The 9920-nt window shown below is 36.9% G+C and carries 10 protein-coding genes; 4 read left to right on the top strand and 6 right to left on the bottom strand.

Annotation, left to right across the window (positions count from 1 at the left end):
• Window positions 1-205 precede the first annotated feature (205 nt).
• The 4 genes from IEX29_RS05515 to IEX29_RS05500 form a co-directional block, all read right to left on the bottom strand.
• A complete protein-coding gene (locus IEX29_RS05515; protein WP_188733440.1) occupies window positions 206-751 on the bottom strand; it encodes a CBO0543 family protein in 546 nt (181 codons plus the stop codon).
• Window positions 752-806: 55 nt separating this feature from the next.
• The gene (locus tag IEX29_RS05510; RefSeq protein WP_188733469.1) at window positions 807-1265 is read right to left on the bottom strand and encodes a hypothetical protein; all 459 of its coding nucleotides are present in this window, start codon (window positions 1263-1265) and stop codon (window positions 807-809) included.
• 2 nt (window positions 1266-1267) lie between these two features.
• Window positions 1268-2059: a hypothetical protein gene (locus tag IEX29_RS05505; protein WP_188733439.1), complete on the bottom strand. Its 792-nt coding sequence runs from the start codon at window positions 2057-2059 to the stop codon at window positions 1268-1270.
• 202 nt (window positions 2060-2261) lie between these two features.
• Window positions 2262-2807, bottom strand: coding sequence for a CBO0543 family protein (locus IEX29_RS05500; RefSeq protein ID WP_188733438.1), 546 nt, complete (start codon window positions 2805-2807; stop codon window positions 2262-2264).
• A 422-nt stretch (window positions 2808-3229) separates the two neighbouring features.
• Between IEX29_RS05500 and IEX29_RS05495 the strand changes: the two genes are divergently transcribed.
• On the top strand, window positions 3230-3745 hold the full coding sequence (locus IEX29_RS05495) for a hypothetical protein (protein ID WP_188733437.1): 516 nt from the start codon (window positions 3230-3232) through the stop codon (window positions 3743-3745).
• Window positions 3746-3878: 133 nt separating this feature from the next.
• On the opposite strand, the gene IEX29_RS05490 is transcribed toward IEX29_RS05495, so the two are convergent.
• Window positions 3879-4367, bottom strand: coding sequence for a hypothetical protein (locus IEX29_RS05490; RefSeq protein WP_188733436.1), 489 nt, complete (start codon window positions 4365-4367; stop codon window positions 3879-3881).
• Between the two features lie 156 nt (window positions 4368-4523).
• Window positions 4524-5543 (bottom strand): DUF3231 family protein, encoded by a 1020-nt coding sequence (locus tag IEX29_RS05485; RefSeq protein WP_188733435.1) that lies wholly within the window; start codon window positions 5541-5543, stop codon window positions 4524-4526.
• A 212-nt stretch (window positions 5544-5755) separates the two neighbouring features.
• Between IEX29_RS05485 and IEX29_RS05480 the strand changes: the two genes are divergently transcribed.
• Genes IEX29_RS05480 through IEX29_RS05470 form a run of 3 tightly spaced genes read left to right on the top strand, consistent with a single transcriptional unit; the run spans window position 5756 to window position 9565 of the window.
• Window positions 5756-7294: a spore germination protein gene (locus tag IEX29_RS05480; protein ID WP_188733434.1), complete on the top strand. Its 1539-nt coding sequence runs from the start codon at window positions 5756-5758 to the stop codon at window positions 7292-7294.
• On the top strand, window positions 7291-8400 hold the full coding sequence (locus IEX29_RS05475) for a GerAB/ArcD/ProY family transporter (RefSeq protein ID WP_188733433.1): 1110 nt from the start codon (window positions 7291-7293) through the stop codon (window positions 8398-8400). The genes IEX29_RS05480 and IEX29_RS05475 overlap by 4 nt, the downstream gene beginning before the upstream one ends.
• Window positions 8393-9565, top strand: coding sequence for a Ger(x)C family spore germination protein (locus IEX29_RS05470; protein ID WP_188733432.1), 1173 nt, complete (start codon window positions 8393-8395; stop codon window positions 9563-9565). The genes IEX29_RS05475 and IEX29_RS05470 overlap by 8 nt, the downstream gene beginning before the upstream one ends.
• The last annotated feature ends 355 nt before the right edge of the window (window positions 9566-9920 follow it).

Here is a 9920-nt window from a genome sequence, read left to right as displayed (position 1 = left end):
GATCCACTTTTGCCAAGTGCTCTTCTTGGCAAAAGTTAGCTGAAGAGCATGCCCCTAGGAAAGCAAAACGGTCCGCCGCAGCGGTGGCCTTACATGTTACCTTCTGTCTGGATTGAGTTTATGCTTTGTCAAGAGATAGATGGAAGGAACAATCAACACCTGTCTCTATGATAGGCAAGTTATTTTTTAAGGTGCGAAAATTGAGTTATTTATAATACCGGTCCAGATGCCTGAATTTATTAACAACAAACTTGAAAATAACCGCTATCATAATATAAGGAACGAATGAATAGATATGTTTCCAATGATGCAGTTCATATATCTGCAGCCATACTAGAAGCGGTTCCAGTATAAATGCGAAAACAAAAGCATTTAGGATGGAGGCAATGAAAAAGGATTTCCACGTATGAAAATATTGGTAAATAAGCATATAAATAATAGGCATTTGTACAGTATGTACTTCAGCAATTTGAGAAACGGGTAATAATGTATTTGGATAATGCCACAGCATTAGTGAAACACCTATTGCATCCCCTACGACTCCTACGGCTGTTACAAAAAAACCGTATGTGACAATCTCAAATATTCTCTTTTTGTCTAAAATAATTAACCATACAATAAAAATCCCAACTGTTGTGAAAAAAAGAATCCACCAACTGAAGGTAAATAAGTTCTCGCTAAACCAGTACTCCGTTCTTACCTCTCTATATTGTTGTAATAATTCAACTACTTCTTTCCAAGTAGATTGCATGTGTGCCCTCTCCTTAATTTTTAGCAAAAATATAATAATGAATACCAAAGAATAATCATTTTACTTTTGCTACTCCTAATGCGAAATGCTCCCACAGAATATTCTCTACTAACTCAGCCATTGTTTTCTCACATTCAATAATAAGAATGACCTCCGGACGTTTTCCTTTTAAAAGTCTTTTCCGCTTTTTAAGCACCTTTTCTGTAAACAGTCTGATGGCGACTCCTAAAGCAAATCCAATAAGCGCAGTAATCAATCCCCAATAAATCGGCCCCCACGCCAATTCAAAGCCGATACTGGTTCCAATAACAGAAAAAGCTGTAGCAAGTGCTATCCCGATATCAATCAATGATGTCCCGTCAGAGTTATGCAAGCTATCAAACAACTTGCGATCTTCACTTCGATTATCAAGGGGGATTGCATAAATGCTTGGTTTAGGTATTCCTTTTTTTTCAAGTGTGGCAATGGCCATTTCTATATAAATACTATTTTCCAGTATTGCGTAAATTTGCATCATTATTCATTCACTTTCTCTCCCTTAAGAATTTGAAAATTGGAGTCCTGATAGTTTGCCTTTAAAAATCTCCGCTGTTCTTTTTCGAAAAGTTTATTATTTTCCACTGTATTTACATACGCATCATAAATTGAAAATCCATAAATAGAAGGCAGCATAAGCATAAATTCTGCTTTTAAAACAGCAGTTGACTGGCTAAGATCTCCTGAAAACAAAAGCGTAACAGCTTCCAGAATATGTGATAAATACAAAAAGACAACCGTCCAGCTGATAACAAAGAGAGCTGTAACAAGTCTATGAATATAGAGCTGTCCCAGACCTGGTACCAAAGCTGACCAGATTCCTGCCATTATCGGATTTCTTTTATCTAAGTAGTTAATTTCCATTGATCCTATACTAAATATATTGAAACGATGATTTTCACGCTCTGCCAGCATATAAACTTTATTCATATCTACCGTTGTGCGGTGGCTGTCCCATATAGCAAAAAAATAGACGGGTAAATAGGCTAAAAGCCAACGGGTATCCAGCACGTCCGCAACCATATCAAACTTGCCCTGAAATGAATAAAGAATGGCCAAATTAACATGTGCATTTAAATTAATAAAAACTTCCCAAAGAAATAGGACAAAGCCGCGAAGATATTTCGATAAAAGCAGGTGACCAAACCCTGGAAATGCAGCACTCCACCACGCAATGATGGAAGGACTTCTTAAATGAAGCTGGGTAGTTCCGAGAATGCTGACATGAGCTTTATAACGTCTGGCGGTATTATCGGTCGTATGATTATCCATGAAGGCTCTCCTTATATTTCTATTTTTTAACATCTTTTCCTTTTAATTATTATTTCATACGGATGGTCCTGATAATTAGGGGAAATTGCACAAAACTTTTTCTAAGTGAGTTTAATTGCTGCATAACGGACTCGTAATCCCATTAACATTATAGAAAAGTGATTGCATATATTTATTTTTTAATCCAAATTTCCATTTGCAGCTATTTATAATTCTGATCCAGCTGCTTGAGTTTATTGACGATGAACTTGAATACAACTGCTATCAAAATATAAGGAACGAATGAATAGATGTGTTTCCAATGATCGACTTCATATATTTGTAACCACACTAAAATCGGTTCCAGTATAAATGCAAATACAACTCCATTTATGACAGAAGCAATGAAAAAGGGTTTCCATGCAGGAAAATATTGATAGATAAGCATATAAATAATAGGCATCTGCACTCTGTGTACTTCAACAATTAGTGGTAATGGTAATAATGTGTTTGGATAATGCCATAACGATAATGCCACACCAATTGCATCAGCCATTACAGCGGTGCCTGTTACAAAAAATCCATATGTCAAAATCTCAATGATTCTTTTTTTATCTAAAAGGACCAGCCAGACAATAAAAATGCCAATCGTTGTAACAAAAAGTATCCACCAGCTGAAAGTAAACAGGTTTTCATTTAACCAATATTCCATTTTCATACTTTTATACTGCTTTGCCAGCTCAATAATATTTTGCCATGTAGGCTTCATACCCGAACACTCCTGTGGAAGAATTAATTCATGTTGATTAATGAATTTCTTAGTATCTATTCAGAATAAGGATAGAAAAATAAATAAAACCGAACCAGATGGAGAGGCAATAATAAGATTGTTTGTTTCTGAAAATAACTAATCCCTGCATGCGCTATATAGTCTAAAATCTTACAATATCGTCAACACTAGGTAGAAAATGGAAAAATACTAGGAGACGGGTTGCTTTATGAGGGATTCCGAAGAAAAATATAGCGTTTTTGAAGCTGCTTTACAAACAGTTGTCTATCTTAAGTCTAAACGTTATACAGCCTCATGGTTTGTACTAACTTTTGTATTGACTGCAGATACATACGTTATTAGCAAACACAATTTTACATTGAAATCATTATGTTTCTTGAAAAATAAAGAGTGTAAAAAAAATGAAAGAATATAAATCTCCTGTTGCAGCGTTATTGTGGTCAGTTATGATGATTGGTTTTGGCCAGCTTTACAATGGTCAGTATATTTTTGGTACATTACTTTTTCTATTTGAACTTACTGCAAATGACCTTTCCAGTATAAATGAGTCTATTCTGTATTCCTTTCATGGAAATGCACAACAAGCTCATGATACATTCAATCACCAATGGGGTTTATTCTATCCATCAGCTTATGCTTTTTCAATCTGGCAAGCCTACAACAAAGCGATTATTATGAATTGTTTGAAGGAAGAGAAGGATCCTCCTAAAGAGACATATTTAACGGCTTTTTTTATATCTTTCGTTGTTGGCATGAATTTAGGTATTTACTACCACCATTACTTTTTAAGTGAAATACCTTCTTTGTCACTTTTATTTAGTCCAATATTTAATGGCTTGTTTTGGGGGATTATTTTTGGTTTTACAGGACATTTAATGGAACGATATTATAAAAAAAGAAAAGTAAAGCTGCCCTGAAGAGCTTTTTGCTATCTATTTTCCATAATCTATTTAAAAGCTTTATACTTGTTGCTTTAGCCTTCTGTCTAAACCTAAAATAAAATCTGCTCTCAAGCTATACAATAGCCTAAGAGCATTTTTAAATAATTTCCTATGTCTCATCATCCGCATATATTTTTAATAAAATCCACCTTATAAGCCCGCCGGCTGTTAAACCAATTGGTATAGACAGAATGGGCAGCCATAACGGACCGATTAAAGTACCCATAATGGTAAAGCTTGGTGAAAAAATGACACCTACAGTAACAAAATAAGTGGAGAAAGCAAGGGGCAAGTAGGCAAAGGCTTTTTTCCCGCCTCCCGCATTCTTATAGGCATCCCAAATTGCATAAAAATATAAACACGGATAAAACATTAACCATAAATAGTTAGTTTGTGCGATTGCTTCTTCAATTTTAAAGTTGAAGCTCAATACAATGATTGTATTGAGATTTCCCATAACATTAATTAGAAATTCCAATCCAATAAATAGAATCCCTTTTACATATTGATGATTTAGTAATTGAGCAAATCCAGGCAGAGCAATACTCCAAAGTACCGCTTCGAGTTTCTTATTTTTGTCAGTTAACGTTGTCTTCATTTTTCCACCTGCTTTGCTGATTCTTACCTATTAATTATTCGGAATTATATTTCCATTCATTCTTATTACTGATATCTGTCACTTAATAAACGGATATAAATCAGGGGTGTGCTAATGCAGATGTTCGTCATTTGCCATACAGATAAAAAATATAAATCAGCTTTTGCCTTTATTCTTCGCTAATTTCTCCCGATTCTTCGTACCTGGCGGTTGTTCGAGCCAGTTATTATCAATCATGATATCTGCACCGCTTTTTGCAAGCTTGGTAACTTCCATAGAAAGGCGTTCATAACTCGCAGCCAGGTCTAATCGCTGACTGGCTGCTGCAGCAGTGGCATAGTTTCCAACTCCTGCAGACATAATCAAGGACATGTGAAACATCATTAATTTATCCGAAAAAGTTTGTGTGGTCGAATCGCTTACTGCTATATCTGGTAATTGTGGAGCTCCAATCTCATCTTGCATCAAGTTGTCCACAAATATTTTGATATGCTTTTGTGAAATATTTTTCGCCCTGAGCATAAAATCCTGAACAACTTTCGTAGGGGAGGTTTGAGCAAATGCGAGGCATAGCTTTATTCCCATTTCATTTGTCTGGATGTTCATATATAACTGAGATATTTCTACCGCATTAAGCGGCCGTTTCTCGCTAAATGGATTAAGCCCGCTCATATACTTTTTGCTATCCACGTAATTCGTTTCTTTAGGAATTTCAATATAAGGAGGTCTTGAATTGATTCCTTTCTCAAGAGCAACCTGGACAGCATGATCATAAAGCGCAGTCATATCATGAAGCGCATGAATAGAATAATCTCTAATTTCCTTTTTAATACTCATTGCAACAAAACCGCTGTAAGTAATCATACCAATTCTTGCCATGTGCGTTACATAGGTTAGACAAAAAGCATCGGTAAAGAGCCAGGGCGCATTCATGTTTACGTCCTTCTCTGTAAATCCATTTGGGGTTGCAAAATTCTCTTCTTCAAAAATCTGATGCAGTTGATCTATTTGATTTGTGAAATTATCAAAAGCATGCTGAACAACAGGCTTTATTTCAGAATCCTCCATATGTTTTAACATGAAGCTCAGGATGCATTTTGCCAGTGTATCATTCAGATAACCCGTCCATACAGACGCAATCTCAGCAGCAGTTAAATGTATATTTTTTTTGTCCATTATATTTGTTACCCCTTTCTCAGGCGATATATAGATTTAGATTTTACAACTGGATATATTTTATACATAAATAGAGGTCCTATTGGGAAAAAGAAGAGGAGTAACTATTAATAGTGGTTGTTCAAAATGTCCGGTAATCATGACACTTCGATCTTCTTGGTCGCAGTTTTCCGTCTTTTTGAACAGGAACTATTAGATGACTTGAGGGGATAATGTTGGGGCGGTCTTTCTATTGGGATAAAACGAAAAAAAATGAAGAAGAAAATTTCTCTCTGGAAATCGGAACAAATCTGACGGAAAATCTAAAGAATGTTAAGAAAATGTTAGAGGATCCGAGTGATTTAGTTATACGTGAATTTAACATTGGTACCGCAAATCATCGAACGGCAATTGTTTATATCGATGGCATTGTGGATAGTGTCTACATCCATGATCATATTATGGAAGATTTAAAAACAGCTTCGAAATTGCCAGATGACAAACAGAAGCTTTTTGATGTGATTCGCAAGGAAGTTATTACGGTAACAGGGATCGAAATGGGACATTCGTTAGATGATGTCTCGAATGCAATTCTAAGCGGGAACACTGTATTTTATTTAGATGGTGTGGATCAAGTACTTATCATGGATACGATAGGCGGGGAAAGCCGTGCTATCAATGAACCACAGTCGGAATCGCTGATTCGCGGTTCCAAAGAGGGTTTTGTAGAAAATATACGAACGAATACCATGCTGATTCGTCGATATATTGCGGATTCTAATCTGCGTTTTAGTACGTATAAGGTTGGCAGGCGTTCCAAGAAGGATCTTGTTGTAGCCTATGTGGATGGTATTGTAAATCCGGATATGATTGATGAAGTCAAGAGAAGGCTGGAAACAATTGATATTGATGATGCACCGGAAAGCGGCTATATTGAGCAATGGATCGAGGATAGTTTTTTGTCTCCCTTTCCGCAGATTTTAAATACAGAAAGACCGGACAAGGCTTCTGAGGCGATGCTTCAAGGGAAGGTTGTTATCCTCCTTGACCGTACACCATTCGTATTAATCGCACCGGCGACTTTTGGGAGTTCACTCCATTCCCCGGAAGATTATTACTGGCGCTGGTCTCTTGGGACGCTGATTAGAATGCTGCGCTATCTTGCTGCATTTATCTCGGTATTTTTGCCAGCATTGTATATTGCTTTGGTTTCCTACCATCCAGGTCTGATACCATCTGATTTGGCTTTTTCCATTGCAGCAAGCAGAGATGAAGTTCCATTCCCGCCATTTGTGGAGGCGCTGATAATGACGATAACGATGGAATTATTGCGGGAAGCAGGATTACGACTGCCAACTGCAATTGGACAGACGATAGGGATTGTCGGAGGTCTCGTTATTGGAGAGGCCGCAGTTTCAGCAGGAATAGTCAGCCCTGTTATGGTCATTGTCGTTGCCCTTAACGCCATCGCATCTTTTGCTTTACCTTCTTATAGTATTGCTATTTCATTTCGAATTCTGCAGTTTGGGTTGATGGGGGCAGCAGCGGTATTCGGGCTTTACGGTATCATCCTGAGCTATATCATGATTAATATCCATATTGTTAATTTGATGAGCTTCGGAGTTCCATATTCAACTCCATTTGCGCCAAGCTTCCTGAGTGATTGGAAGGATCTTGTATTACGAGCACCGATTGCAATGGTGAAAAAACGTCCAGTCTACATGCAGCCCGATGATAAAAAGTTCATGGATAAAGGAGACCGTAAACAGTGAAAAGGTTTAAATATGCAGATGAAAGAATTAGTGAAAGAGATATCATGATTGCTATACCCTCCATTGTTATTGGGGTGGGAATTCTTTCGATGCCCAAACAATTAGCATCTGTAACGATTGGTGCTGATGGATGGATACCCTTACTCATTGTTGGATTATTCGCTGTTTTTATGTCTTGGGCAATAGCCAAATTTGCTTCAGGCTTTGAAGGGCAAACCTTCCTGACCTATGCTTCCAAAATTGTCACGAAACCAGTAGCAATTGTTTTAAGCTTTATGTTTGCTATTCTCTCTGTTTTTATCACTGCTTACCAAATTCGTAAAATCAGTAATATATCTCAGCAATATTTATTTGATCGAACACCAATTGAAGTCATTGCCTTAGCCTTTTTATTGGTTGTTGTTTATGCTGTCTCGGGTTCACGTGCAGGGCTGTTTCGGATCAATATGATGTTTATGCCGATTATTATATTAATAGCACTTACGCTGGTGATATTTAACTTAGGCTGGATTAGTATCGGAAACTTAATGCCTGTCTTTCAGACCCCATTTACAGGCTACGTGCAGGTGGTTAAAAATACAGGCGCCATCTCTTATCTCGGTTTTGGGATTTTATGGTTTTATCTTTCGTTAGTTGATAAACCAAAAAAAGCTCCGAGAGCTGCCGCGCTTGGTATGTGTGTACCTGTCGGATTATATATGATTATTTTTATTATGAGTATCGGTGTGTTTGGGAATGCTGTGACAGCTAATTTACTATACCCGACGATAGAACTGGCGAAAGTGGTAGAGATACCCGGCGGTTTTTTTGAACGATTTGAATCTGTTTTCTTTGTCATATGGATCATGGCCATTTTTATTACAGCAACCATGGCTATGGACATCGGGGTTATTGCATTAAATTCTATTTTCAAAAACACAGAGAAGCTGAAGATTATTTTTATCCTTACTCCTCTCATATATCTCGCCGGGATGATTCCGCAAGATGTTGTGGAAGTGGACTTTTTGGGAGCGGTAATGAGCTGGATGATTATCATTTTAAATATTACGGTACTTATCCTACTGACAGTTGTTGCTAAAATCAGAGGGGTGAAGCGGAATGAATAAATTATATCTAATTCTGGTATGCTGTCTCTGTTTGTTACTTGCTGGCTGCTGGGATGAAGTTAACATTGAAGAAAGAGGCTTTGTGATTGGTATTGCAATTGACATGGCAGAGAAACAATCAGGAGGTAATCCAGAGATAACATTAACAGATCAGTTTGTTGTACCTGCTGGTTTGGGTACTCCGAGTGAAGGAGGAGGACACCAGAGTTCTCAAAAACCTTATACCAATTTATCGCTTAGCGGTAACAGTTTATTTGAAATCAGCAGGGAAATGGCACTTATCCAGGGAAACGCTCCTTTTTATGAGCATTTAAAATTAATCGTTGTTTCAGAAGAATTAGCACGTGAACCAAATATATTTGCTAATAGTATGGATATACTTTTACGTGATCCGGAAATGCGGAGAGAAACCAAAGTTGTTATTTCTGACCAAAAGGCGAAAGATATACTGGAAATCAAATCTCCAATAGAATCACTCCCTGCAATGCATGTTGAAACAGTTAATGAAAATAGGGAGAAATCTGGAGCGTTAATCCAGCCGCTTCGAATAGGAAATTTAAATCAATACATGTTAGAAAAAAATAATTATCTTATTCCAAGAGTTGTTTCAGTCGATGGGAAAATGATGTTAAAAGGAGCAGGTGTCTTTGATGGAGATACAAATCAGTTGGTTGATGTTATTGGGGAAACAGACATCGTTGCTATCAATTTAATAACGGGTGATTTTAAAGGTGGTTTTATCAAATTTGAAAGCAATGACGGATTAATGATTTATGAAATAAAACGGGCGAAGAGTAATATAAAAATAGACACAGATGAGAAAGATAATATAAACATTATTATAGAGATTGATACAGAGGGAAATATTGCAGAGACGTTTGGAGACAGATCTTTGTTAAATAAAGAATATCTGGATAAATTAGACGAAGAAATAAGCCAAAACGTGGAGCGGAAAACAGTCAATATCATAAAAAAGGCACAAGAGGAAGTTGGATTGGACTTTTTCGGGTTCAGTGAAATAATGCAGGAAAGACATTACAAAGAATGGGAAAAGATAAAAGATAATTGGGATAAAGGAGAAAAAATTTTTCAGCATGCCACGATAGACGTTAAGGTAAACTCTAATGTCCGGACATCAGGTACCACGGATCAGACAAAGGATTAAGAAGGCAGGTGAGCTTATTCATGTGGGACCGGTTAATGGGAGTGTTACCCAATTACTTAATTTTGTTATGCACCATATTGTCTTTATTGATTCCATACGTTATTTATAAGGTGAATCAAAAACTGCATCAATACGGGGACCCGCCATGGAAGCATAGCAGATATGAAGAGAATCAGAAAATGAGAGGTAAGAACAAAAAATCATGAAGTTTAGATATAGAATGTTTTTAATTCGCTGCTGATAATCATATATAACAATAAAAATCCCTGTTCCGCGGGAGATAACGATACGGACCAATCAATATTGGGGAGGGGAACTTTTAGACAAACGATATGGTAGTTGAATTGAAGTAAAA

Origin of the sequence: Oceanobacillus neutriphilus (assembly GCF_014645515.1) — a bacterium.
Classification (GTDB): domain Bacteria; phylum Bacillota; class Bacilli; order Bacillales; family Amphibacillaceae; genus Oceanobacillus; species Oceanobacillus neutriphilus.
This window is presented reverse-complemented; position numbering and strand designations above follow the sequence as displayed.